Source organism: Streptomyces sp. CC53 (assembly GCF_001865245.1).
Lineage (GTDB): Bacteria > Actinomycetota > Actinomycetes > Streptomycetales > Streptomycetaceae > Streptomyces.
Genome location: NZ_MKXB01000151.1, coordinates 72,707 through 96,551, shown reverse-complemented (window position 1 = coordinate 96,551; position 23,845 = coordinate 72,707). Strand labels below are relative to the sequence as shown.

Sequence of the window (23,845 nt, the reverse complement as noted above, 5' to 3'; positions counted from 1 at the left end):
CTACGCGGCGAGGGCGCGGGTGGCGTCCTCGGCGGCGATCGTGAGGGCCTCGTCGAGGGCTTCGGTGCGGCGTCCGCCGGCGCTGGCGACCGGGCCCTTGCCGCCGGCTCCGCCGCCGACGGTGCGGGCGGCCGGGATGAGGATGCGGCTGGCGTCGATGCCGGTGTCGTGGAGGCTGCGGGTGACCGCGCCGGCCAGGAGGGCCTTGCCCTGGTGTTCGGTGCCGAGGACGACGACGGCGTGGCCAGCGTCGAGGAGGCTGGCGGTGTGGTGGGCGAGTGTGCGGAGCTCGTTCGGACCGAGGCCGGTCACCTTTTCGCTGACGACTCGGCCGCCGGCGACGGGGCGGGCGGAGGCGGCGAGCTGCTGGGCGCGGGTGCGTAGCTCGGCCTCGCGAAGGCGGCCGAGTTCCTGCTCGGCGGTGGCGAGCGAGTCGAGGCGCTTGCGGAGGGCGTCGGGGGCGTCCTGGGGGCGGGTGCCGAGGAGGGTGGAGAGTTCTTCGAGGAGGCGGCGCTCGGTGTCGTAGTAGTTCAGGGCGTCGCGGCCGGTGAGGGCTTCGATGCGGCGGAGGTTGGAGCCGATGGAGGCTTCGCCGACGATGCGGACGGGGCCGGCGTTGGAGCCGTGGCCGATGTGGGTGCCGCCGCACAGCTCGCGGGAGAAGTCGCCGATGTCGACGATGCGGACGTGGTCGCCGTACTTCTCGCCGAACAGGGCGGTGGCCCCGGCGGCCTCGGCCTCGGCGCGCGAGGCATGCCAGACGCGGACCTCGGGGTCGGCGAGGAGGCTGTCGTTGACGAGGGTCTCGATGGCGGCGAGCTGGGTGCGGTCGACGGCGGAGAAGTGGGCGAAGTCGAAGCGGAGGCGGCCGGCGTCGACGAGCGAGCCGTGCTGGCGGGCGTGGTCGCCGAGGGTGCGGCGGAGCATGGCGTGCAGCACGTGGGTGGCGGAGTGGGAGCGGGCGACGGCCTCGCGACGGGCGCCGTCCACGAGGGCCTCGACCTGCTCTCCGGTGCGGATCTCACCCTCGGCGACGCGGACGGTGTGGACGTGGAAGCCCTCCAGGCCGGGCTTGGTGTCCAGGACCTCAAGCAGGGCGCCGTCGGCGGTGCGGATGGTGCCGGTGTCGCCGACCTGGCCGCCGGACTCGGCGTAGAACGGGCTCCGGTTCAGGACCAGTTCGAGCGTGCTTCCCTGCTCGGCGCCGGGCACGACGGTGCCGTCGGAGATGAGGCCGAGGACGGTGGCCTCGGTGTCGAGGCGGTCGTAGCCGACGAAGTCGGTACGGCCGTGGCGGGCGGACAGCTCGCGGTAGGCGTCCTGGCGGCGCAGCGCCTCGGCGGTCTTGGCCTTGCCGCCGGCCTTGGCGCGGCGCTGCTGCTCGGCGAGCAGGTCGGCGAAGCGGTCCTCGTCGACGGTCAGGCCGGCGTCGCGGGCGGCCTCGACGGTCAGCTCGACGGGGAAGCCGAAGGTGTCGTGCAGTTCGAAGGCGGTCTCTCCGGTCAGGGTCGCGGACCGGCTTTCGCGGCTGCGGGTGATGGCGGCGTTCAGGAGCCGGGTGCCCTGGGCGAGGGTGCGGGTGAAGGACTCCTCTTCGGCGGTGACGACCTGTTCGATGAGGGCGGTCTGGGCGGTCAGCTCGGGCCAGACGTCGCCGAGGTTGGCGATGACGCTGGCGGTGGCCGGGGCGAGGACGGGCTGGTCGATGCCGAGGAGGCGGGCGTGGCGGATCGCGCGGCGCATCAGGCGGCGCAGGACGTAGCCGCGGCCGTCCTTGGCGGGCAGGACGCCGTCGGCGATCAGGTAGGCGATGGAGCGGGCGTGCTCGGCGACGACCTGGAAGGAGACCTTCTCCTCGCCGCTGCCGGGGTAGTCGCGGCCGGCGAGTTCCTGGACCGCAGTGAGGGTGGGCAGCAGGAGGTCGGTGCCGCAGACGTTCTCGACGTCCTGGAGGATCGCGGCGAGCCGGTCGAGTCCGAGGCCGGTGTCGATGCTCTGCTGGGCGAGGTCGCCGAGGATCGGGAAGTCGCCCTTCTTGTCGCCCTCGCCGCGCTGGTACTGCATGAAGACGAGGTTCCAGATCTCCACGTAGCGCTCGCCGTCGACGGCCGGTCCGCCCTCGCGTCCGAAGGCCGGGCCGCGGTCGTAGTTGACCTCCGAGCAGGGACCGCAGGGGCCGGGGACGCCCATGGACCAGAAGTTGTCCTCCATGTCCAGGCGCTGGATGCGCTCGGCGGGGACGCCGATCTTGCGCCAGAGCTGCTCGGCCTCGTCGTCGTCCTGGTAGACGGTGATCCAGAGGCGGTCCTTCTCCAGGTTGTAGCCCTGGGTGAGGAGTTCCCAGGCGAAGGCGATGGCATCGGCCTTGAAGTAGTCGCCGAAGGAGAAGTTGCCCATCATCTCGAAGAACGTGGCGTGCCGGTTCGTGCGGCCGACGTTGTCGATGTCGGAGGTGCGGGCGCACTTCTGGATGGTGGTGGCGCGTGGGAACTCCGGGGTGACCTCGCCCAGGAAGTACGGCTTGAACTGGTTCATGCCGGCGTTGGCGAGCAGCAGCGTCGGATCGGAGGGGATGAGTGGGCTGGACGGGACCTGGCGGTGGCCGCGCGAGGTGAAGAAGTCCAGGAAGGTGGAGCGGATCTGCGTCGAGCGCATGGTGGTGTGGCCCTCACGGAAGAGTCGTGGAGAGGTGGAGGTCGATCACACGCCGAGCCGGGCCGAGAACAGGGACTGAGAGGTTCTCAGTTCTCCAGCTCGACGCAGATAGCTCGCGCCCCCACGGTGTAGACCATGACTCCAGATCCGTCGCTTGAGGTGGCGCAGCCGACACCGGACGCAACGGTCCGCTGCGACTGCGCCACCCAGCGTAGCGGGTCCGGAGTCAAGATCGCTTAGCTTTATGCGCCCCGGCGCCCGGCGCCGGTCAGGGACAGCAGTGTCCCGGCGAGGTCGTCGGCGTGGGGGAGCACGACGGCGGCGCCGGCACGGGTGAGCGTCGCCGGGTCGGAGAAGCCCCAGCCTGAGCCGATCGGCGTCACGCTGGCCGCGCGGGCCGCGTGCATGTCGGACTCCATGTCGCCGACGAACACGGCGTCGCCGGGCGTCACGTCGAGCTTGTCGAGGGCGAGCAGGAGGCCGTCCGGCGCGGGCTTCGGCGCCGCGTCCTCGTAGCAGACGACGACGTCGATCAGGCCGAGGATGCCGGGCGGCAGAAGCCAGTCGACCCGCTGGCGGCTTCGCAGGGTCACGATGCCGGTGGCGACGTCGGCGGCGCGGAGTGCGGCGAGCGTGTCGGCCACGAACGGGAACACGTCGGCGGTGAGGGTGGCGGTGGCCGTCGCCGCGTCCCAGCAGTCCTGGTTGATTGCCCCTGCGTAGCCGAGCTCGGCGAGGACGTGCTCGCGCGGGGTGGTCGCGGCCCCGGCCGGCAGGTCAGTGATGGTGACGCGTCGGCCGAGGGCGGAGGTCGCGAAGCCCGCCAGGGTGGTGAGTTGGGCGTGGTGGCTGTCGACGAGGACGCCGTCGAGGTCGAACAGCACGGCCCCCTTCACGACGGATCACCCGTCTGAGACAGGACCAGGTCATCCTCGGTGAGCAGGGAGTGGAGGGTGATGTTGTGCTCGGCCAGCAGCGTTCTGCCGCCCAGTGGGCGCTCAAGGACGCACAGCGCGTCGCTGACCGGTGCGCCGGCGATCCGCAGGATGCGGGCCATGGCGAGCAGCTGTCCGCCGGAGCGGACCACGTCATCGACGAGGACAGTCCGGCGGCCGTTGAAGGCGGCGCCCTCGATCTGCCGGCGGGAGCCGTATCCCTTCGGGCGGCGGCGCACGAACACGGCGGGCAGGCCGGTGGCGGCGGACAGGGCGACGACGAGGGGGACGCCGCCGAGTTCGATGCCAGCGAGGAGCTGGGCGTCGCTGGGGACGAGGGCGGTCATGGCGGCGGCGGTGTCGCGCAGGAGCTCGGGGTCGGCGGCCAGACGGTACTCGTCGAAGTAGCTGTCGAGCCTCGCGCCGTCGGCGAGGTGGAAGGGGGCTGTGACGAGGGCGGTTTCGGCGAGCCGGACGGTGAGGTCGGGCAGGCGCGTGCTGCTGGTCATGCTCCTCCGATCGGAGCCGTATCGAGGGTGTCGGACGTGTCGAGAGCGGCGAGGCGGTCGCGGAAGGCGTCGGCCGACTCGGCGGTGTGGAGGAAGCCGAGGGGCCGGGTCGGGGTCTCGTACAGCCACTTCTCCTCGCGCAGGAAGGCGAGCAGGCGCAGGGCGGTCGGCCCGGCGAGGAAGATCGGTACGGGCCGGATGGTCGTCGCGTAGTACATGGCGGCGGTCAGCTCGTGCAGGGTGCCGATGCCTCCGCCCATGCCGACGACCAGGTCGGCGTGGTCCAGGTAGTGGTTGAGCCGGGCGCCGAGGTCGGGCAGGTGGACGGATGTGGTGGCGTGCGGGTTGAACGCTCCCCACTCGTCGTGCTTGCTGATCAGGGTCACCGCGGTGATCAGGGCTCCTTCGGACGAGGCCCCGCGCGCGGCGGCTTCCATCAGGCCGTTGTAGCCGCCGTGCAGGAGGGAGTAGCCGGCCTGGGCCAGGGTCCGGCCGATCTCCTCGGCCAGCTTCTCCTCCTCGCCGGAGGCGGGACGGACCCCGCCGAAGAAGACGGCGGTCAGGCCCTTGCGGGCCCGGTCGGAGGCCGGGCCTGCGAGGTGGAGCGCGTTCACATCAGCTCCAGGTAGGTGCGGTAAGCGGCGATCGGGCTCTCCAGCCCGATCAGCGCCTCGGGGCAGGCCCGCTCGACCAGGGCGAGTGTCCGCTCGACGGCCGCGTCCACATCGGCGGCGAGGGGGACGGCCGGTCCGCTGATCGCCGCCTCCAGGTCGCCCAGGCAGGCCCGGCCGATCGGGGTGACGGCGATCTCCTCGCGCAGCTGGTACCAGCCCCAGAACCGCGAGGTGGGCGCCAGAGCCGTTTTGATCAGGTCTTTCGTCGCGGTGTGGAGGCGGTGCCACTCGGAGTAGGCGACGAACCGCTGGCCGCGCTTGATGCGCTTGTGCAGCAGCACGGCCAGCACGAGGTGCTCGATGAGCAGCTCGGAGCAGGTACGGGGCCGGGCGAGGAACTCGGCCGCGAACCGCTCGGCAGCCGCCGTTCCCTCGGCCGGGGCGATGGCCGGCTCGCGGTCGAGGAGTAACGCGGTGGCGACGGTCGCCCGAAGGCGTGGGACACGCGAGGCGGGCGCGAGGTAGAGGTCGATCTGGTGCAAGTGCCCCTCGTCCGGGACGAGGAAGACCATGCCGACGCCGCCGAGGTCGGCGACGATCGTGTCGCGCCAGCCGGGCAGCAGGGCACCGGCCTCGATGGACATCAGGTCGTCCAGGGCCTCGACGAACGCGGGCAGGTCGGCGTCCTGGACGCCGACGACGAAGTCGACGTCCGAGAGGCGGTCGGCGGTGCCGTGGGCCAGCGACCCACGCACCATCAGGTGCGTGACGGCCGGCGAGGTGGCCAGGATGTTGGCGAGCCGGGACAGCAGCGGGAGCTGGGACGGGCGGTTGGCGAAGGTGAGTTCCGCCAGGTGCAGGGTGGGCACGTGCGTCCTCCGATCGGACTTCTGCGTGTGGGCTGTGGCGGTCAGGCCGTGAGGGCGAGGAGGCGGCGCTTGGCTGTCGTCCAGCGGGTGGCGGCCTCCTCGTCGCCGAGCGAGGTGTGCAGCTCGGCGATCAGGTCGTAGACCGCGCCCTCGGGCAGGGCGTAGGTGTAGAAGAGCCGCAGCAGCATGCGCTCGACCGCGTCGGTGTAGCCGAGGCCGGCCATGCCGCGGGCGGCCTGGAGTCGCTCGGCGAGCACTGCCTGGTCGGCCGAAGGCAGCGGCTCGGCGGAGCCGGGGTGGAGCGTGGGCCGGCGGGCGAGGCGCCGGTAGGCGTCGTCGGCGTACACGTCGGCGATCAGGTGGATCCGGTCCGGTCCGAGCAGGTTGCAGACCCCGTGGGCGTACGTCGGCGTCAGCCGCCAGATCCGCCCGCCGGTCATGTGCACCTTGGCGCCGCCTGTGACGAGGAACGCTGACGTGTTGGTGTGCAGGGGGATGTGCAGCCGGTGCCGCTCGACCTGGTCGAGCTCGTCGTAGTCGCGGTGCTCCCACAGGAAGGCGTTGGCTTCCAGCCGGGCGAGCCGCACCCACATGTAGTTCAGGCCGAGTTCGGTCAGCAGGGCGGCGGTGGCCGGCATCTGTGCCAGCAGGTCGGTCGGCCGGGCGGTGCAGTCGCCGATTGTCACGTCGGCGGGGTCGCCGGAGGCGTTCATGAGCGAGGTCGTCCACCAGCCCCCGGACTGGTAGGCGCTGTACTCGGCCTTCCAAGGCACCGGGGCCGTCAGGGCCTCGTGGCGCATCCGCTCCAGCTGAGCGGTGTCGACGGCGTCGAGCTGGGCGATCTGCCCGGCAAGGGCGGTCAGGGTATCCATCGGTTCCCTCCCGTCGCCGGCCCGCGCATGAACGGGCCGACGGGCACGTGGTGCTGGATGGGGTGATCGGCCGGAGCCGCTGAGGCAGCTCCCGATCTCACGCTCCGCCGCAGGAAGTACACGTACGGCGAAGTGGCGTTCAGCATGGAGGTGGGCGGTGAGGCATGGATACGACGCCGCCGCCGTCATGGAACCGCCCTCCCGGGATGGCCGGCGCCCCGGTCGATGTCGGTCGGTGACGGCCGTGCGTCATGACCACCGTCATGGCCGCCGTCATCTCGGCCGGGGAGCCGCCGAACGGGTTTCCCGCCGATCCGACGCGGCTATCGTCGGGTGGAGACGAACGGGGACGGAGAGGATCCGCTGTGGCAGAAACTCCCACGCTCTTACGGGTCTTGACGCTCCGGCGGCACTGGCAGGTCTACGAGACCTTCCGCCTCCGGTTCGAAGCGACGGCGAGCTCGATCGCCGAGCACGAGAACGATCCCCGGCTCCGGGGCCTGTCGGTCTCGAAGCGGCAGTTCGAGCGCTGGTACGGCGGCGCGGTCAAGACCCGCCCCTACCCCGACCAGTGCCGGGTACTGGAAGCGATGTTCGACGTCGGCGTCGATCTCCTTCTCGCTCCCGCACCGCCGACCGCTTCACCGACCGCACCCGCGGCCGATCCCCTGCTCGTCGTCCCACCGCCACGGCCGGCGCCTGTCCTTCTCCCCACCGAGCAGGCAGCGGCACTGCCTGTCGGCGGCCCGTTCAGCAGCGAGCCCCGCTTCGACGCGGGCACAACGGAATTGGAAAGGCAGGTCGCGATGGCGGCTCGTCGTGCGCTTCGGTTCACCGCGATGGCGGAGGGCAGCAGCATCGGCCCGGAGACCCTGGGCCAGATCCATGACGAAGTGCGGCGGCTCACCGCCGCGTACCCGAGGCTGGCGCTGCCGACGCTGCTCGGCGACCTGGTCGAGGTGCAGGACCTCACCTTCCGGCTCCTGGAGCACGGCCGGGTCAAGCCCCTGCAGGCCCGCGAGCTGTATCTGCTCGCCGGGATCACCTCCGGCATGCTCGCCAAGGCCAGCCACGACCTGGGCAACCCGAGCGCCGCGATGATGCAGGCGCGTACCGCCTTCGTGTGCGCCGACAACGCCGACCACCACGCCATGCGGGCCTGGGTCCGCTCCCTGCAGTCGCTCATCTCCTACTGGGCTGGCCGCCCTGCCGAGGCCGCCGACTACGCCACCCTCGGCCAGAACGTCGCCGGCAGCGTCCGTGGCACGACCGGCGTCTGGCTCGCCTGTCTCTCCGCCCGCGCCCACGCCCTGATCGGCGACGCCGACGCCACCCGCACCGCCATCCAGCAGGCCGAGGACGCCCGCGCGGCCGTCGAACCCGACGACCTCGACGCCTTCGGCGGCATCATGACCTTCCCCGTGCCCCGGCAGCTGTACTACGTCGCCGAGGCCACCGTGCACCTCGGCGACGACCCCGCGTTCGGCGAGAGCCGGTCGGAGGCCGCCGTCACCGCGTACCGCGACGCCGCCGAGGACGAGTGGGCCTTCGGCGACGAGGCCGGCGCGCAGACCGACCTCGCCCTCGCCCGCATCGCCCGCGGCGAGATCGAGGGCGCCGTCGAAGCCGTACGCCCCGTGCTCGACCTCCCCATCGAGCAGCGGAACTTCGGCATCACCAGCAGCGCCCAGCGCGTCCACGCCGCCCTGCACGCCGACGGGCGACGAAGCGTCGGTGCTGCGGCCGATCTGCGCGAGGAGATCGAAGCCTTCACCGCCACCCCGACCTCCGTCCTCGTCCGATGAACCCGCAGGTAGGCTCCGCGCCCATGACCCCAGTCCACCTGGCCGGCCCCCGCCTGGCCCTGCGCGAAGTCGAACCCGAGGACACCGAAGCGCTCCTGGCCATCTACGGCGATCCCGAGGCGACCCGGCACCTGAGTTTCGAGCCCCGTACCCCCGAGCAGGTCCAGGCGATCGTCGACCGATCCATCGCCTCCGCCACGGACACCCCGAGGACCGAGTACTGCCTCGCCATCACCCGGCGCGGCGAGCACCAGCTGATCGGCTACGCCCGCCTGGCGACCGAACCGCAGCAGGCAGCCACCATCGGCTTCGCCCTGCACCCGGCCGCGTGGGGCAAGGGCCTCGGCACCGAGACCGTCCACCTGCTGTGCGCGCTCGGCTTCCAGAAGCTCGGCCTCCATCGCATCTGGGCGGCCCGCTCGCCGCTCAACGAGGCGTCCGCGTGGACCCTTCTGCGGGCGGGTATGACCGAGGACGGCCGGATCCGCGATCACGTCTTCGTGCGCGGAGCGTGGCGGGACTCGATCACGTACTCGATCCTGGAGCACGAGTGGACCCCGATCGGCGACTTCGATACCGGAAATCGGCCGCCCGCTGGGTCGTCTGACGCGGACCGCGGACAGGCGAGGTGAGCCGGTGATCACCGAGGCGGGCTTACGGCACCATCTGGTGATCCCCGGCATCGCCGAGTTCGCGCGCGGCGGCTTGCCCGACCCGCCGACCACCGACGACGGCAACGACTGGGTCGACGGCGTCTGCTGGCTCTACTGCGGACAGCAGCAGACCAGGGTCCTGTGGATCGGTCCGGCCACCGTCGCCGGAGCCCAGGCACCCATGAACGCCTGCGCTGCCTGCATCAAGGAACTCCAGACACGCATCTGGCACTCCCTCCGGACGCACGATTCGCCCGCCCGCCCCGCGCCGCCGAGACATGCTCCCCAGCACAGCTCCGGGGGGAGGAGGCGAGGTCGTCACCGTCGTGGTCGCTGACCGATAGATCGCCTGAGAATCGTCCTGTTCGGAGGAGACAAGCCGCTTGGGGCCGGCGCGTTCGACGCCAGCCCCAAGGAGTATGTGTCGTATCAGGCCAGGGTGATCAGGGCCTGGGCGAGGGAGCGGGCTTCGGGCGCGAGGCCGTCGAGGATCTCGTGGGCGTAGGGGGTGTCGGGTCGGGTAGCGAGGTCCTGGACGGCGGTCCAGTGCTCGGCGATGAGATGGAGAGCCTGCCTGGATCGCTGGATGGTGTCCCGTCGATGGACGGCGAACTCCTCGGCGCGCTGGTGTGCCTCGGGCCAGGTGATGTCTCCCCGTTCGACGAGCTCGGCCAGAGGTGGGGTGGTGTCGCCATCGACGAGGCGCACGGTGTCGGCGTTGATCACGTACTGCCGGAGCCGTTCCGTCTCCAGCCGCTCGTTCAGCGCCGCTGTGGCGTCGGCGAGGGCGATCTGGCTTTCAGTGACCTGTTCGGCGAGGTCGGGGGCGTGCTCGCGGAGGAGATCGTACTGCTCCTGGCGGGCGGCGGCCCGAGCCTTGTCCTCAGCGACCGTGTTGTAGGCGTTGTCGAGGCTGAGGGTGCCGATGCGGACCTGTTCGGCGAGGTTGGGGGAGTGTTCGAGGACGACGTTGGCGGCGGAGAGGCGGCTGCGGCTGAGGCCGTGGAGCTTGGCCAGGTCCCGCAGGGAGTGTCCCGAAATGGAACAAGCCATGGCGGTGATCATTGCCTGCTGGCCCTTGCTGATGTGCCGGCGGTACACGTTGTTGGAGAGGATCAGCGCCGTCGGGTTGCTGCCGGTGTAGGTGGTGAAGCGGGGCTCGACGCCGGCGATCTCGCAGGCGGCGAGGCGGTTGCGGCCGTCGAGCAGGACGCCGTCGGCGTCGAGGACGATGTCCCTGTGCTGGCCCTCGGCCTTGATGGACTCGGCGAGGTCGAGCAGCTCGTCCTGGCTGAGCATCGGGAACATGCTGGCGGTGGGGTGGGACTTCAGGGTGTGCTCCTTGTCGGATGGCGGGATGGGGTTCAGCGCGTGCGGTGCTGCTGGTCGGTGCGGACGGGACGGTAGGGAGCCGACTGGGGTGCCGGGGCACGGCTGGTGGTGCGTTGGGTCAGGTCGGCGAGGCGGTGCAGCCGCCAGGTGAGGACTTCGCTGACGCTGGTGGCGGTGTCGAGTTCTCGTTGGGCGGTGGCTTCGGTGAGGAGGGCGGCGGGGTTGTGGCCGGCCGTGCCGGCTTGGGCGAGGGTGGCTGCGAGGGCGGGCCAGCCGGGCTCGGCGAGGATCTGTTCGGCCTGTTCCGGGAGCGCTCGGCGCACGGTCGCCGCCTGCTGGAGACGAAGCCACTCGGGCAGCTCGGTTCCTCGCCGGTGGATCACGGCCAGCGGCTCGGCTGCCGCGACCTGGTACGCGGCCCGGAGATGCTCGGCTGCCTGCCGTGCGGCCTCCGCCTGTTGGTTGTGGCCACGGGTGCGGTGCCAGTGCTGCGCGGCCACGGCCGCCAACAGAACGGCGTCGACGAGGACCGCGAGCAGGACTCCGTCCTTCGGGGCGGGTTCCCGCAGGATCGCCTTCACCGCCCGGCGGGTGGCCTGAGCCTGCTGGTGTTGGGCGCGGATGCGGGAGCGGCTGGCCCGCTCGAAGGCGGTGGCTGCCTGCAGGAGTCCGGGCCGCAGGCCCGGTGGGACGGCGAGGGGCAGGATGTCGAGGGTTTCGGCGAGGACGGTGATGTGCGCCTGTCCGGCCTTGTCCTTGCTGTGGTCGAGGAGCTCGGGCACCCGGTCAGTGGCCCGGGCGAGGCGACGCCAGGCATGGGACTCCGACGGCGCCGCTGGACTGGTGTCGGTGGCGGTGAGGCGTTCGCGGATCTTGGGGTAGGAGAGGTCGGGGGCGAGGGTGGAGCCGGAGAACCAGACGGGCTGGCCGTCCTTGTTGATGTCGCCGGCGAGGGCGACCTTGTAGCCGCGGATGTCACCGGACGGGAATCGCTGGATCTCCACGAGAGTTCCGGAGCCTTCGAGGAGGCGGAAGAACTCCTCCGGTGTCGTGGCTACTGCGAGGAGGGTGCGGGCGGTGGTGCGCAGGCGTTCGCGGGCGGTTGTGGCGCGGCCGGTGCGCTGGGCCTTCTCCTGTTCGGCTCGGGTGGGGCGTTTGGCGGCGGTGCGGTCGCCGCGCGGGACCTGGCGGAGCCCGTACTCCTTCTCGATGGCGACGAGTTCCTTGTCGGCGCGCAGGAAGTCGTTCCAGTTGCGGGGCGGGCGGAGGTCGCCGCGGACCTTGGTGGCGACGATGTGGATGTGGTCGTCGGCGTGGCGGACGGCGACCCAGCGGCAGGCGTCGGGGTCGCCGTCCGGGGCGATGCCGGTGGCGTCCAGGACGCGGCGGGCGATGGCGGCCCACTCGTCGTCGGTCAGGTGGCGGTCTTCGGGGGCGGCGCGGATCGAGCAGTGCCAGACGTGGTTCTTCGGCGCCTTGGGGCCGGCCTGCTTGACCCGCAGGTCGAGGACGTCGGCGAGCTGGGCGAGGGTGGCGGCGGGGTTGCGGCCGGGGTCGGGCACGAAGTCGTCCCACGCGGCGACGAGGTGGGGGTCGGTGTGTTCGTTGGCGCGGCCGGGCCCGTAGAGGTAGTTCAGGACGCCCCTGGTCTTGTGGCCGGGCTTGACGATGTTCGCGATCAATCAGGCCGCCCAACGGTTTGTGGCGGCCCCATGGGCGGCGGTGTCGACCGCCGTGACCGCATCCTGGACCAGGGCCAAGAGCCGTCCGGTCTCGGCGAGGACTGCGATGTCCACAGGGTGTGTCGTGCCGCCCTTGTTGAGGCGTTTGGCGATCTGGTTCACGTTCCGGCCGATGCTGGAAACCTGCTCGCGCAGGGCTGCGTACTCGTCGATGAGGTCGTCGGTGGCGGTGCGCTGTGCGGGCAGGGCGAGGTCGCCGTTCAGGTGGGCCATGACGATGGCGCCGACGAGGTGCGCGCCGGCCAGGCCGAGGCGGCGGGCCTCGGCGAGGATCGCCTGCTTCTCGTCGGCGCTGTAGCGGACGTCGACACGCTCCTTGCGCTGCACGTCCTGGCGGGCGCGACGGCGGGCGATGCGACGCAGCGCGGCCTCGTCGGCGGCACGCACGACCCCCTGCCCCGGTGCGCCCTCGCGCCGGGGACCTGCCTCCGCCACCCCTGGGGCGGAGGCTTCCGCGTTGGACCGGCCCTTGGACGGTCCAACGCCATACCTTGCTGCGCGGTTGAGGTGGGTAGTCGTCTCCTGTTGGGTGGTGGGGAGTTCGTGATTCGGGTCGTGCATGGATCGGTTCTCCGTGGGTGCTTGGCTGTGTGCGGCCCCCGTGTCCCCGTGCTCGGCTGCACGGGGACACGGGATGCGCCGGAAGGGTGGGTGTCTTTGCGGGGGTCAGACGGTGCCGACGGGGATGGCAGCTTCGTCGGGTCCGCCAGCCGGACCGACCTTGAAGTCGTCGTCTGTGACGGGCTGGGCCTTGCTGGCGCGCTCGGCCTGCAGTTGGTCGCGCAGAATGCGGGCCGGTTTCTGGCCGATCCGTAGCTCGGTACGCAGCCGCACGGCGGTGAGCTGGTCGTCGGTCCAGTCGGCGGTCAGGACTCGGGCCTTATCGAGGACTTCGGCGTCGGTGCGGGTGCGGTCGGCGGTCGACTTGGCGGCGTCGGGGACCCGACCGGTCGCCCGACGCGGGGCGGCTCCGGTCGACTGCGCCACCGTGGCCGGCCGAGGCGGTCGGGTGGCGGGAGCCGCTTCGGTTCCCTCGGTCGGCCCCGTGGCAGGTGCCTCGGTGGCCTCCATGGGGGCCGACTCGGTCAGCTGCTCAGAGACCGATTCGGGCCGGTCAGGCGTCGACCGTGGGGCCTGGCCGCCGGCCGACCGGGTAGAGGTCGTTTCGGGGGAGTCGGCCGACTCGGGGTTGTGGTGCAGCACCTTGGCCACGAGGTCCGAGCCGAAGTAGATCGACCCGACCGGGAGTGAGGTCGCCAGTAGTACGAGGGTCCAGTTCGCGTAGTCCAGGTCGGTCAGTCGGCCCCACCGGATCGAGTCGGTGTGCAGGGCGGGTACGAGGCCGTGCACGTAGTTCAGCAGGAGGCTGGCGATCGTGTAGGTCGCCAGGACTCGCAGCGCGAACTTCCGGTCGGGTCCGGTCAGCACGAGTGTGGCGATCAGCGCGAGGGCCATCAGGCCGTCGACGACGATCGGGTAGAGAAAGGCAGCAGTGGAGTCGGCGCCGATGGCGCGGGCCACGTCGGACAGCGCGTTCCATGAGACCCGGAAGGCCATGAGGACGACGGCCACCAGGCCGAGGACGAGGGCGAAGCGTCCGGGGCTGTTCAAGCGACGACGCCCGGCGCGTGCGGGTGCTCGGCCTGCGTCGTCAGGATCGTCGTTCTGTTTGAGGGCCTCGTCCTCGGGGGCCGAGGTGAGCCGCGCGATGCGGGCGCGGATGCTGCGTATCGCTGCCGGGGCGCTTGGGGCAGGGAAGTGCAAGGGGGTGGTCTCCAGGTGGGGAAGGGTGTGGCCGCCGTGGCGTTGGCGGCCGTGGGCGGTGGGGACTCGTCCCACTCGTCCCGCCGCTGGTCAGGGCAGGTACGGGTGGGGCGGTGATGTCGAGTCGACTCGTTGCGGGTCGGTGACTCGTCCCCGCGCTGACCTGCGCGGGGACGAGTGGGACGAGTCAGGGAGGGTCAGGCCCCGGGCTCGACGGGGAGCGTGGGAGCTGCCTCGGGCGGGCAGTAGCGGGTCCAGGCGTCGGTGAACTGGGCGCGGGTGAAGCCCTTGGCCTGGTGGCCGCCGGGGAAGCGGCGGTTGCCCGACTTGATGCCGTAGTCCTGGAGCAGGATCTGCAGCCCGCGAGGGGTGAGCCCGTTGGGACTGTGCTCGGCCCAGGGCGCCTCAGGGTCGGCGTTGAGGATCTCCAGGAGGCGGCCGGTGCGGATCGCCGGCTGGTCGCCCTCGGAGGCGAAGGCACGGCGAATGTCGGCGAGGATGCGGATCTTCAGTCCGCCGTCCTCGTCGCGCCCGGACTCGTAGTCGGTCATGGCTGTGCAGGCGGTGCGGGCCAGCACGGGCCAGTGTCCGCCCGCGAGGTCGGCGATGCTGATCAGCGGCGCCCACGTGTCGGCGGCGCGGTCCTCGACCGGCATCTTCGGCTCCAGGGCGAGCGCCTTCTCGCGTACGGACGCCAGCCAGGCCGTCAGCCGCGTACGGAGCTCGCGTACCGCCAGGTCGTCACGGCCGTAGCGCCAGAAGCTGACCTTCTCGGTCCCGGCTCGTCGCCGCATCCGAATGACGACCGACCGGTCCATGATCGTGTCGGGCAGGTCGCCGATTCCGGCGAGGGCGGCCATGGCGAAGGTGTCGAACTTGACCACCTCGTGGTTGGGGCCGGTGACGCGCAGGGTGGGCCGGTTGCGTTGGTGGCCGGCGTTGAGCAGGCCGCGCATCTCCTCGTTCTTCTCCGCGACCTTCGCGCTGCCGAAGATGGTGTCGACCTCGTCGACGAGGAGTGTGGGCGGGTCGCCCGCGCCGATCGAGCGGAAGATCGCGGCGGCGGAGGCGTTGACCGTGATCAGCGGCTCGTGGACCGCCTCGATCAGGACTTCGAGGAGCCGCGACTTCCCGCACCGCTTGGCCGGTCCGACCACCGCCAGGCGCGGAGCGTGCTGCCAGACCGTCTGCAGGTGGGTCGCCGCCGCCCACAGCGTGGTCGCGGTCAGGGCTTCGTCGCTCGGCATCACGACGTAGCGCCGGATCGTCTCCCGGAGCAGGTCCAGGACCTCTACGCCCTCGGGGTCTGCGGTGGGCGACGGGGCGGTTGGCTGGCCGGGGATGGCGACCGGCGGGCACTCGGCGGGAAGCGATGGCGTGTTCGGGGTGGCTTCGTCCATACTGGACATCGAGCTCCTCAATCTGCGGGCCATACGGGACGGCAATCCCGGCCTTGCAGCTAGTCGTTCAGGGATGGGCGGCGTGAGGTTTGCGCTTTGAGCCCCTCGGTGTCGCAAGCACTGGGGGGCTTTTGCATGTCTGGCTAGGTGCTGGCGGTCTTCTGCGGGCAGCAGCGGTCCAGCACTACAACCATGCCATGCGCAGAGCGGCTATGCAAGCGGCAGAGTGTGGTGTACTGTTTAGGCTGCTGCGAATTGCAGGAACATGCTGCGAGAGGAAGGAGGTGGAATGTCCGACGACGACCACGAGGGCGAGCCTGAGGGCGTCCTGCTCAAGGGCGAGGACAACGCCGCCAAGCGGATCAAGGCCGAGCGCGAAAACCGCGGCTGGAGCACCACCACGCTCTCCGACCGCCTCAACGAGGCCGGCTACGAGATGAACCCGTCGGCGGTCTGGCGGATCGAGAACGGCAAGCGCCGCATCAACCTCGACGAGGCCATCGGCTTTGCCGAGGTCTTCGGGGTGTCGCTGTCCAGCCTCGTCGGCCCGCCGGCCCTGGCCGCCGCCGGCCGCGCCATGGAGCTGATCGACACCGTCGTGGCAGCCAGCGCCGCCGCCCAGCGCGCCCAGCACGCGTACCGCCGGGTCAATGCCGAGCTCATCGCCTACCTCGACGAGCACCCGGACATCCGCGAGGAGGCCAACGCGGTGGTCAGCAACGCCATCGCCGAGAGCATGATGAAGATCAACCAGGAAGAGTTCGGCCTGCCGCCCCAGCCGTAGCCCGCCCTCCGGCCGCCCTGGACCGCAAACCCCAGGCCCCGGCCAGCCACACGCCCATCCCATCCCTGAACGACACCGGCCCGGCCGGGGTTGCCGCCCCACCAGCCGAGGCCAGGAGAGGACCCTGCTTGCGCCACGCCGCGATACCCCACGCCCGCGTACAGCCCCCGCACGCCGAAACGGCCCCGCCGCGCCTCTACCTCCCGGAAGACGTCGCCGCCGTGCTCGGCTGCTCCGCCTGGTGGGTCAAGGACCGCGCCCGCCGGCGGCTGATCCCGTACACCAGGGTCGGCCGCGCCTACCGTTTCACTGGCGAGCACCTCGCGGACATCATCCGCATGCACGAGGCCCGTCCGGCGGTCCCCAGCAGCCCTGCTGTGACTGCCGCTGTCCCGAAAATGAACGCTCCCAGTCCCGCATCTCCCCCCGCCGTACCTCTGCCCACGAGCCGTCTCCGCGCCCGGCCACCACGCCGAGCCCGCCAGGACCGGTTCGGGGCCGCTGCCTAAGAGGCGACGCAGGAGGAGGGGAGGAACACATGGGATTTGCGGAGAAGCGCGCGAACTACTGGCGCGGCCGATACAAGATCGCGCCCGGCAAGCACCTCACGGTCGTCGACGGCAGCGGCAAGGCGATCAGGTTCGCCACCAAGGGCGAAGCTCAGCGCGCCGCGAGCGAGGCCGAGAACAAGTACCGACGCGGCGACTGGCGCGACCCGGCCCTGGGCCAGGAGACCTTCGGCGAGTACGCGAGCCGCTGGTACGAGGCTCAGGACCTGGCTGCGTCGACGATGCAGAACTACAGGCGCCACATCGAGGAGCACCTGCTCCCCGACTTCGAGGACAAGGCGCTCGCCGGCATCCTGCGCTCGGACGTCGAGCTGTGGGAGAAGAAGGAGCGGGCCGTGTACGCGGCCTCCAGCGTCAAGACCTGGCGCTCGACGCTCCACCTGATCCTCGAAGACGCGATCGACGAGGGCCTGATCACCTCCAACCCGGCCGCCAGGCGACGCGGGCGCGGCAAGCGCGCTGGCCGCTCGCGCGACCGAGGACCGGAGAAGGTCATCACCGACGCGCTCGGCCTCCTGCTGACCGCTGAGCGGGCCTCGCTGCTCTCCGGCCGCGATGACGAGTTCGTCGCCGTGGTGCACAAGGGCTACACCGGCATGCGCTGGGCCGAAATGGTTGGCCTGGAGGCGGAGGTCGCCCGGCCCGGAACGTTCCGCGTCGAATGGCAGCTGTACGAACTCGACACCGGCGAACTGGTGCGCGTCCCGCCCAAGGACGACAGCTACCGCACCATCGACTCGATGGACTGGCTCTCCGCCCTCGTCGCCAACCACATCGCCCGTACGAAGCCGAGCCCCTGCCCGTGCCACGGCAAGACGTACGTCTACCGAGGTCTCGGCGCGGCGCGCACAGGCGGCCACCAGGGCGCCAAGCTCGCCGACGTCGCCCGCCGCGCCGGCGTATCCACGGGCACGGTGTCCAACGTCCTCAACCACCCGGACCGTGTCGCCGAAGGCACGCAGGCCAAGGTGGAGCAGGCCATCATGGACCTCGGCTTCGTACGAGGCGGCACGGTGTCCGAGCACGCGGCCCACTGGCGCCGAAGCGGCTTCGCCACCTGGCTGTTCACACCGGCGGTTTCCGGCTGGTACCCGAAGAAGGCACCCCAGGAGGCACGTCCGGTGCCGCTCCTAGGAGAGCCGTGGCCCGGCGTCCCGGCACGAGGCCGCAACGCCACCGACCGAGCGGACGCCTGCTGGGTCCCGATCGCCAAGGGGCTCACCCCTCACGGCCTCCGCCACACCCACCGCACGATGATGGAGGACCTCGGCACCGAGAAGGTCCTCATGGACGAGCGCATGGGCCACATCGACGGCTCCGTCTCCGCCCGCTACGCCCACGTCACCCCGGGCATGCGCCGCCGCCTCATGGCCGGCCTGACCGAGCAGTGGGAGGCGGCGCTCGACGCCCGCCTGGCCATGTGTCCCACGTCGCCGGTACGCATGCTCAACGATCTTCTGCGCGCACGCAGGGAAGCCTGCGGGCTGGCACTAACTGGCTGATGCCTCATATGAGTGCCCCCACACGGACGTCGTGTGGGGGCACCCGCGCTCTAGGGGCGCGCCAGGTCAGACGGCGAATGCTTGGCCGCACACGAGACAGTGGTACGGGCCCGAGGTGTCTTCGGGAACCTTCACCGGCTCGTACGAGTGGCAGGGGGATGTCACGATGACCATGTCGTCAGGCTCAGTCAGCGGCGAAGGTACCTCTGGAGACTCCACACCGCCCTTGACGCTGACCGTGACGTACTTGCTGCGGGTCCGCTTGAACGCGCTCTTCAGCTCGTCCTCCACCATTCGCACCGCGGCGGGAGCGATCACGCCCCTGGTGTAGTCGATCTGTTCCTGCGTCCACCAGGAGTCCAGCCCAGCCGGCTGCCCACAAAGAGGGCAGTAGTAAGCGGCGGGTGACGGTTGCTGCTCGGCTTCTTCGTTCGCCGGTCCGTGGTGCCACTTGAACTGGCTGATGCAGTGAGGGCACTCCCGACGCACGAAACCGTCGTGGTCGAGGGGCAGGCTCATCGGGATCTCCATGTCAGGCCCCGTCCACGAACTCTTCGACCCTGATCGGCACCCCGTCGGCGGTCTTGCCTGTCAGCACGATGTTGAAGTACGAGCTTGCCCCCGTCCCCATGGAACGGGCGCTCATCACGCGTACCGACTTACCGGCGGGCAGTTTCGGGACGGGAAACTCACCCTCACTGCGCGTGACGAGCTCGGCCTTCTCTTCGGCTTCCACATCGAGGTCGTAGATGTCCCCGGGGCCGTGGTTGGTGATCACGACTTTCCCCATCTTCCTCGACCCGTTGTCGACATAGCGGGCACTCAGCCGAGGGACGCCGGCCGCCTGCGAGGACGGCAGTTTCCGCCCCAGCGGAAGCCCGCCGCCCGGCGGCACCGGGGGAGTGAGGTCGCCTGCGTCGTGCCAATCCGTGCCAGTCAGGCGCACGGCGCACCCCGCTGTCTCCAGACGGGTTGCGAGGTCCTGGCGCTTCTTCGTGGAGTTGTCGAGCCGGATGACATGCCGGCCGTGAATGTCGCTGAAGACCTTCACCTGCCCGAGCTCCACGATCACGGTGCGGTTCTCGTCCCGGCCCATGGCCATGCCTGCCTCGAACAGGACGTTCGGCCGGGGCTGCATCTGCGGACTGCACTCAGGGTCCCCCGCGTACGTCAGGCTCTCGTGCAGGTAGGTGACGTCGTCGGGGGTCTGGAGGACGACCACTGCCTGGGCGTTCGAGAACGCCGTGTCCAGGACCTCACCGATGTACGGGGAGCCCTTGCCGGTCATTCGGATGGCCTCGGACCACTCGATGGGATCGAGCCCCAGCGCCCTCAGGAACTCGAAGAGCCCCTTGCGTGCGAGGTCGTTCCGTCCGTGGATCACGAACACCTTGCGAGGGTCTGCGCTGCCCTCGGCCACTCGGTCTGCCATGTCTTGCTCACCACTCACGGTCGAGGGGAACTGTCTCGACTGACGGTAGCGGCAGGCACTGACACTGACAGGCAAGGTGCCGGGACAAGATCCCGTTCGTGGTCGAAGGAGTTGGCGCTGCGCAGCGGGCTGGTTGGTTGGTGGATCAGGACCATCCGGGAACGCTGCTACTACGCCGTGTCAGATGGATCTCTACTTCACGTGGCGACGCCATTCAGCTGAACAATGGACGGCTCTCGGTCTGAGGTGAGGTCGTACTCGGAGAACTCCCAGGCCGTGATCTTCGCATCCTCGGGGACGCGGTACACGAAGAGCATGGCGTCCTTGAATCCAGGTTGCAGCTGGTCGTTGCACTCGGGATTGTCCGCCACCTCGTCGAGGTCATCGATGGTGTCGTAACGGCGGCCTTCCTCGTCCAGCAGGTTGTTCACGATGGGCAGGCCGCACGTGAGGTCCATGCTGGCCTTGGTGTCGTTGAACACCACGGTTTCCAGGACCACGTACTTGGCGCCACTGCCTGCCTTCTTCGTGGTGCCCGACATGATGATCGAGCTGGTTTCCCTGACCTTGTTGATCGTGACGACGGCACCACCGTTGCGGGCCTCTTCGCCGACCTTGAACCCCGCTGATGGGCTCGGGCTGGGGGTGGGGGACTCAGGCTCGACAGGTTCGGGGGTTGCACGGGGGCGGTCGTCCTGCCAGATCGAAGGTGATGGATCCACAGTGGCGCCGGCAAACGGGCTTTCGTCGTCCGCGACCGTGTAGACGAGTGCTGCCGAGGTCGCCAGAGGCGCGCCGGTCAGACAGAAAGTCGCTATCTTCCACGGATTTCTGACGGTCCGGGGAGCGGCGGGTGGCTGCTCAGGAATCGGTGGGATCTGACTGCTCACAGAACTCCTCTCGTAGGTAGGTGGGCAGGCCCGCCAGGAGTCGCTTGCCCGCCCGACAACACGGTCGCCGGGATGCCTGGAGGCTGGGTCCGGCGATGGCGCCGATGTCGGCGCAGGTCTCCTCGGCTGCGCCACGCGATCGTCCGGATGTCAGCTGTCGAGTAGTTTCCGGAGCTCATCCAGCGTCAGGCGTGCTTCCGGGGCCGCGGTGTCACCGTTGAAGGAGACGCCTTCGCGGATCAGGATCTCCGTCGGCGTGCCCGGGTGAGTGACGCCGGCCCCTCGGAATCCCGCGGCGACACGCCCTGCCGCGGTGAGGACGCGCCACGGGGCGGGACACTGGCCGCAGTTGGCGAGGTGGGTGCCGACGGGGACGGCGTGACTGCCGATGATGGCGGCTACGTCGCCGTACGTGGTCCAGCGGCCGGGAGGGACGGCCTCCAGCAGGGCGTGCATGCGCGTCCAGTCCTTCCCGGTTCCGCGGAGTCGCTGGGCGAGGGTGGCGAGGTCAACCCCTTCGAGCGTCACCCATTCCTCGGGGTCGACGTTGTCCGGGATGAGAGCGGTGTCGACGCCCCACCAGGTCGTGCCCTGGATCCCGTCTGCCTTCCAGTTCGTCACACTGCGGAAGATGTGGTTGGCGAGCCCGGTCGGCGTGTACCGGCTGTCGTCGGCGTCCCAGGTCAAGGGCTTCGCCGTGTCGTTGCTCCAGGTGACCGTCGAGCGCTTGGTGTCCTCGGTGACCCACGCCGCGATGGCGTCGCGGATGGCGTCCGTCACGCCGTGCCGAGGGGTAAGTCGCAGCCTGGTTCCGTCGGGCAGGAGACCGGCTCCCACAAGGACGTGCACAGCGTTCTGGGCTCTTGAGCGTTCCTCCAGCTTCTGGGCGGCGGCCTTGGCCTCGACGCGCGCGGGGGCCAGGGTGAACTCCTCCACCTCCGGAGTCGGATAGACCTTGGTGAAGCTGGCCACCAGGTGGCCTCCAACCTTCCACAGGCCGACTTGGATGAGGTCGATGTCGAGGTTCATCTCCGAAAGCCACACAACGGTGTGCGTGACTTGCTTGGGGAAGTCCGCAGCGATGATCACCTGCCGGGGCCGCTGCAGCAGTTCCGGGCTCCAGTCACCGTCGACGTGATCGAGGAGACGCTGTCTGCTCGCGTCGAGGTCTAGTGTCTGCCCTCGGCGTGCCAGGAAGTCACGATGCGCCTGAGCCAGGGTGTCGATGTCGAAGCGGGAGACCAGGGCGGCGTACGTGATCGCTTGGAGGTGTACGTCCCGGTCGGCTGTTCCCCGCTTCAGCTCGACCACGACGAGCCGACCTGTGGCGTCCAGTCCCAGGACGTCCAGCCGGTCGCGCGCCGGAACCCCGTCTGTGTCGGCCCACCGGTCGAACTCCGCGGTGATCACGAGCACCGCCTCGCCGAGGACCTGCGGGTTGTCGATCACCCACTCCTGAAGATGCTGCCGTTCGAGCAGCCCCTCCGTGGCCAGCCCCGTGGGTGAGACCGGTGTCGCCGACGGACCCGAAACCGTGAAGAGATGATCCACTGTGCCCCCTCGCCGTGCCCGGCGGCATTGGCCGGGCACCCGGAGCCTATGGCTCGGACGGTTCCTGGCGCAGTCCAATGGGCTCTGCCTCTGGAATCTGGTCCGGACTCTGGGAGCCGCGACCCGGACTCGGCTCCCAGACGGCTCCCAAGGCGACCCCGGAAACCACTCAGGGGCCTGATCCGATTTCTCGGATCAGGCCCCTGACCTGGTCTTACAGCTGTCGGGGTGGCGGGATTTGAACCCACGACCTCTTCGTCCCGAACGAAGCGCGCTGCCAAGCTGCGCTACACCCCGATGTCGCCCGTTGTCCCGGCGACGTCGTTTACTTTAGCCCACCGGCGGCCGGAGACGAAATCCGGTTTCGGGCGGTGGCGCACGGCCGCCGGCGGGGTGGGTCAGGGGCGGGCCGTCAGGGTGAGCAGCGTGGCCTCCGGGGGGCAGGCGAAGCGGACCGGGGTGTAGCGGTTGGTGCCGCAGCCGGCCGAGACGTGGAGGTAGGAGGTGTGGCCGCCGGCCTTGTGGGTGGAGAGGCCCTTGACGCGGTCCGTGTCGAGGTCGCAGTTGGTGACCAGTGCGCCGTAGAAGGGGACGCAGAGCTGGCCGCCGTGCGTGTGGCCGGCGAGGACCAGCGGGTAGCCGTCGGCCGCGAAGGCGTCCAGGCAGCGCAGGTACGGGGCGTGGACGACGGCCACGGACAGGTCGGCGTCCGCCTCGGGGCCGCCCTTGATCAGGCCGTACCGGTCGCGCTTGATGTGCGGGTCGTCCAGGCCGGCGAAGGCCAGCTCCATGCCGTCCAGCTTGAGGCGGCCCCGGGTGTTGGTGAGGTTCACCCAGCCGGCGGTGTCGAAGGCGTCCTGGATCAGCTCCCACGGGTTGTGGACGGCGCCCACCACGGGCGGGTTGCCGTTGAGGCCGTGTCGGCCCTGCATCTTCTCCAGCAGGTATCGGGCGGGGTTGCGGAGCTTCGGGCCGTAGTAGTCGTTGGAGCCGAAGACGTACACGCCGGGGAACTCGAGGAGCGGCCCCAGGGCGTCCAGGAGCTCCGGGACGCCTTCGGTGTCCGAGAGGTTGTCGCCGGTGTTGACGACGAAGTCGGGGCGGAGGCCCGCGAGGGACTGGAGCCACCGCTGCTTCTTCCGCTGGCCGCACACCATGTGGATGTCGGAGATCTGCAGGACGCGCAGCGGTCGTGCGCCCTGGGGCAGGACCGGGACGGTCACCCGCCGGAGGCGGAACGAGCGGGCTTCGTAGCCGGCCGCGTAGGCCAGACCGGCGGCGCCCAGTGCTGTGATGCCGAGGGGTACTCCGTATCGCGCGCGCATGCGTCCATGGTCGCAGACGGCGGTGCGCGCCACGACGCCTCGCGGGCGAGGCGGGGGAACGCAGGACGGGAGAGCGGGCGGAAGGGAAGGCGTGCGGGCGGGGCGGCCCGGAAATGTGTGTGTGACCGGGGCGTTCCACCTGTCATGCTTGCCGTATGACCACGCTCAAGGCCCGACTGCAGGAAGACCTCACCGAAGCCATCAAGGCGCGCGACGAGCTGCGCTCCTCGACCATTCGGCTCACCCTCACCGCCATCGCCAAGGAGGAGGTCGCGGGCACGCAGGCCCGTGAGCTCTCGGACGACGAGGTGCAGACGGTGATCGCCCGTGAGGCGAAGAAGCGCCGTGAGGCGGCTGAGGCCTTCGATCAGGCGGGGCGGGCGGAGCAGGCCGAGCGGGAGCGGGCCGAGGGCGTCGTCCTCGGTGTGTACCTGCCGCAGCAGCTGACCGATGAGGAGCTGCGGGACGTCGTCGGTCAGGCGATCGCGGAGGCCAGGGCCGCCGGCGCCGAGGGCCCGCGCGCGATGGGCGCCGTCATGAAGATCGTCAACCCGAAGGTGGCCGGCCGTGCCGAGGGCGGGCGGGTCGCCGGTGTCGTGAAGCAGATGCTCGCCCAGGGGTGATCCGCCCGCGCTTCTGAGC

General features: G+C 70.4%; 23 protein-coding genes and 1 tRNA gene. 7 read left to right on the top strand and 17 right to left on the bottom strand.

Annotation, left to right across the window (positions count from 1 at the left end; all coding sequences use genetic code 11):
• The 6 genes from alaS to BJP40_RS16750 all read right to left on the bottom strand — a co-directional run bounded on the left by alaS (position 1) and on the right by BJP40_RS16750 (position 6,454).
• Positions 1-2,655 carry an alanine--tRNA ligase gene (gene alaS, locus BJP40_RS16775; protein ID WP_071281047.1) on the bottom strand — a complete coding sequence of 885 codons (2,655 nt, stop codon included), beginning with the start codon at positions 2,653-2,655 and terminating at the stop codon, positions 1-3.
• 242 nt (positions 2,656-2,897) lie between these two features.
• Positions 2,898-3,551 carry an HAD family hydrolase gene (locus tag BJP40_RS16770; protein ID WP_226962534.1) on the bottom strand — a complete coding sequence of 218 codons (654 nt, stop codon included), beginning with the start codon at positions 3,549-3,551 and terminating at the stop codon, positions 2,898-2,900.
• On the bottom strand, positions 3,548-4,099 hold the full coding sequence (locus BJP40_RS16765) for an orotate phosphoribosyltransferase (protein ID WP_071281046.1): 552 nt from the start codon (positions 4,097-4,099) through the stop codon (positions 3,548-3,550). The genes BJP40_RS16770 and BJP40_RS16765 overlap by 4 nt, the downstream gene beginning before the upstream one ends.
• Entirely contained in the window at positions 4,096-4,713 is a 618-nt protein-coding gene (locus BJP40_RS16760) for an LOG family protein (RefSeq protein WP_107416792.1), read from the bottom strand. Before BJP40_RS16760 ends, BJP40_RS16765 begins: the two co-directional genes overlap by 4 nt.
• Positions 4,710-5,582 carry a hypothetical protein gene (locus BJP40_RS16755; protein WP_071281045.1) on the bottom strand — a complete coding sequence of 291 codons (873 nt, stop codon included), beginning with the start codon at positions 5,580-5,582 and terminating at the stop codon, positions 4,710-4,712. The genes BJP40_RS16760 and BJP40_RS16755 overlap by 4 nt, the downstream gene beginning before the upstream one ends.
• Before the next feature lie 41 nt (positions 5,583-5,623).
• Entirely contained in the window at positions 5,624-6,454 is an 831-nt protein-coding gene (locus BJP40_RS16750; protein WP_071281044.1) for an aspartyl/asparaginyl beta-hydroxylase domain-containing protein, read from the bottom strand.
• A 365-nt stretch (positions 6,455-6,819) separates the two neighbouring features.
• Here BJP40_RS16750 and BJP40_RS16745 point away from each other — a divergent pair, with 365 nt between their 5' ends.
• From BJP40_RS16745 to BJP40_RS16735, 3 genes are read left to right on the top strand one after another with little or no spacing between them, the layout of a single operon-like run.
• On the top strand, positions 6,820-8,259 hold the full coding sequence (locus BJP40_RS16745) for a hypothetical protein (RefSeq protein WP_218153213.1): 1,440 nt from the start codon (positions 6,820-6,822) through the stop codon (positions 8,257-8,259).
• Between the two features lie 23 nt (positions 8,260-8,282).
• Complete coding sequence (locus tag BJP40_RS16740) at positions 8,283-8,891, top strand: GNAT family N-acetyltransferase (protein ID WP_071281043.1); 609 nt, start codon at positions 8,283-8,285, stop codon at positions 8,889-8,891.
• A gap of 4 nt (positions 8,892-8,895) precedes the next feature.
• Positions 8,896-9,249, top strand: coding sequence for a hypothetical protein (locus BJP40_RS16735; protein ID WP_071281042.1), 354 nt, complete (start codon positions 8,896-8,898; stop codon positions 9,247-9,249).
• A 92-nt stretch (positions 9,250-9,341) separates the two neighbouring features.
• On the opposite strand, the gene BJP40_RS16730 is transcribed toward BJP40_RS16735, so the two are convergent.
• The 5 genes from BJP40_RS16730 to BJP40_RS16710 all read right to left on the bottom strand — a co-directional run bounded on the left by BJP40_RS16730 (position 9,342) and on the right by BJP40_RS16710 (position 15,150).
• A complete protein-coding gene (locus BJP40_RS16730) occupies positions 9,342-10,211 on the bottom strand; it encodes a hypothetical protein (protein WP_143065958.1) in 870 nt (289 codons plus the stop codon).
• 65 nt (positions 10,212-10,276) lie between these two features.
• Positions 10,277-11,926: a relaxase/mobilization nuclease domain-containing protein gene (locus BJP40_RS34375; RefSeq protein WP_071281040.1), complete on the bottom strand. Its 1,650-nt coding sequence runs from the start codon at positions 11,924-11,926 to the stop codon at positions 10,277-10,279.
• Positions 11,927-12,547 (bottom strand): plasmid mobilization relaxosome protein MobC, encoded by a 621-nt coding sequence (mobC, locus tag BJP40_RS16720; protein ID WP_071281039.1) that lies wholly within the window; start codon positions 12,545-12,547, stop codon positions 11,927-11,929.
• Between the two features lie 105 nt (positions 12,548-12,652).
• Positions 12,653-13,597, bottom strand: coding sequence for a DUF2637 domain-containing protein (locus tag BJP40_RS16715; protein ID WP_079171239.1), 945 nt, complete (start codon positions 13,595-13,597; stop codon positions 12,653-12,655).
• A gap of 350 nt (positions 13,598-13,947) precedes the next feature.
• Entirely contained in the window at positions 13,948-15,150 is a 1,203-nt protein-coding gene (locus BJP40_RS16710) for a DUF3631 domain-containing protein (protein ID WP_071281038.1), read from the bottom strand.
• Positions 15,151-15,439: 289 nt separating this feature from the next.
• Here BJP40_RS16710 and BJP40_RS16705 point away from each other — a divergent pair, with 289 nt between their 5' ends.
• The 3 genes from BJP40_RS16705 (at position 15,440) to BJP40_RS16700 (ending at position 18,005) form a co-directional block, all read left to right on the top strand.
• Positions 15,440-15,934 carry a helix-turn-helix transcriptional regulator gene (locus BJP40_RS16705; RefSeq protein WP_071281037.1) on the top strand — a complete coding sequence of 165 codons (495 nt, stop codon included), beginning with the start codon at positions 15,440-15,442 and terminating at the stop codon, positions 15,932-15,934.
• 128 nt (positions 15,935-16,062) lie between these two features.
• Positions 16,063-16,443 carry a helix-turn-helix domain-containing protein gene (locus BJP40_RS35645; protein ID WP_371258649.1) on the top strand — a complete coding sequence of 127 codons (381 nt, stop codon included), beginning with the start codon at positions 16,063-16,065 and terminating at the stop codon, positions 16,441-16,443.
• Positions 16,444-16,472: 29 nt separating this feature from the next.
• Entirely contained in the window at positions 16,473-18,005 is a 1,533-nt protein-coding gene (locus BJP40_RS16700; protein ID WP_071281036.1) for a LacI family DNA-binding transcriptional regulator, read from the top strand.
• A 66-nt stretch (positions 18,006-18,071) separates the two neighbouring features.
• Here BJP40_RS16700 and BJP40_RS16695 read toward each other — a convergent pair whose 3' ends face one another.
• The 6 genes from BJP40_RS16695 to BJP40_RS16670 all read right to left on the bottom strand — a co-directional run bounded on the left by BJP40_RS16695 (position 18,072) and on the right by BJP40_RS16670 (position 23,203).
• On the bottom strand, positions 18,072-18,536 hold the full coding sequence (locus tag BJP40_RS16695; RefSeq protein WP_071281035.1) for a hypothetical protein: 465 nt from the start codon (positions 18,534-18,536) through the stop codon (positions 18,072-18,074).
• Position 18,537: 1 nt separating this feature from the next.
• Positions 18,538-19,437 (bottom strand): TIR domain-containing protein, encoded by a 900-nt coding sequence (locus BJP40_RS16690; RefSeq protein ID WP_071281034.1) that lies wholly within the window; start codon positions 19,435-19,437, stop codon positions 18,538-18,540.
• 197 nt (positions 19,438-19,634) lie between these two features.
• A complete protein-coding gene (locus tag BJP40_RS33050) occupies positions 19,635-20,327 on the bottom strand; it encodes a DUF4352 domain-containing protein (protein WP_177204405.1) in 693 nt (230 codons plus the stop codon).
• 150 nt (positions 20,328-20,477) lie between these two features.
• Entirely contained in the window at positions 20,478-21,878 is a 1,401-nt protein-coding gene (locus BJP40_RS16680; RefSeq protein ID WP_071281032.1) for an MGMT family protein, read from the bottom strand.
• A 223-nt stretch (positions 21,879-22,101) separates the two neighbouring features.
• Positions 22,102-22,175: transfer RNA gene (locus BJP40_RS16675), tRNA-Pro, on the bottom strand.
• 101 nt (positions 22,176-22,276) lie between these two features.
• Positions 22,277-23,203: a metallophosphoesterase gene (locus tag BJP40_RS16670; protein ID WP_071281031.1), complete on the bottom strand. Its 927-nt coding sequence runs from the start codon at positions 23,201-23,203 to the stop codon at positions 22,277-22,279.
• A gap of 155 nt (positions 23,204-23,358) precedes the next feature.
• Here BJP40_RS16670 and BJP40_RS16665 point away from each other — a divergent pair, with 155 nt between their 5' ends.
• Positions 23,359-23,826 carry a GatB/YqeY domain-containing protein gene (locus BJP40_RS16665; RefSeq protein WP_071281030.1) on the top strand — a complete coding sequence of 156 codons (468 nt, stop codon included), beginning with the start codon at positions 23,359-23,361 and terminating at the stop codon, positions 23,824-23,826.
• Positions 23,827-23,845: the final 19 nt, after the last annotated feature.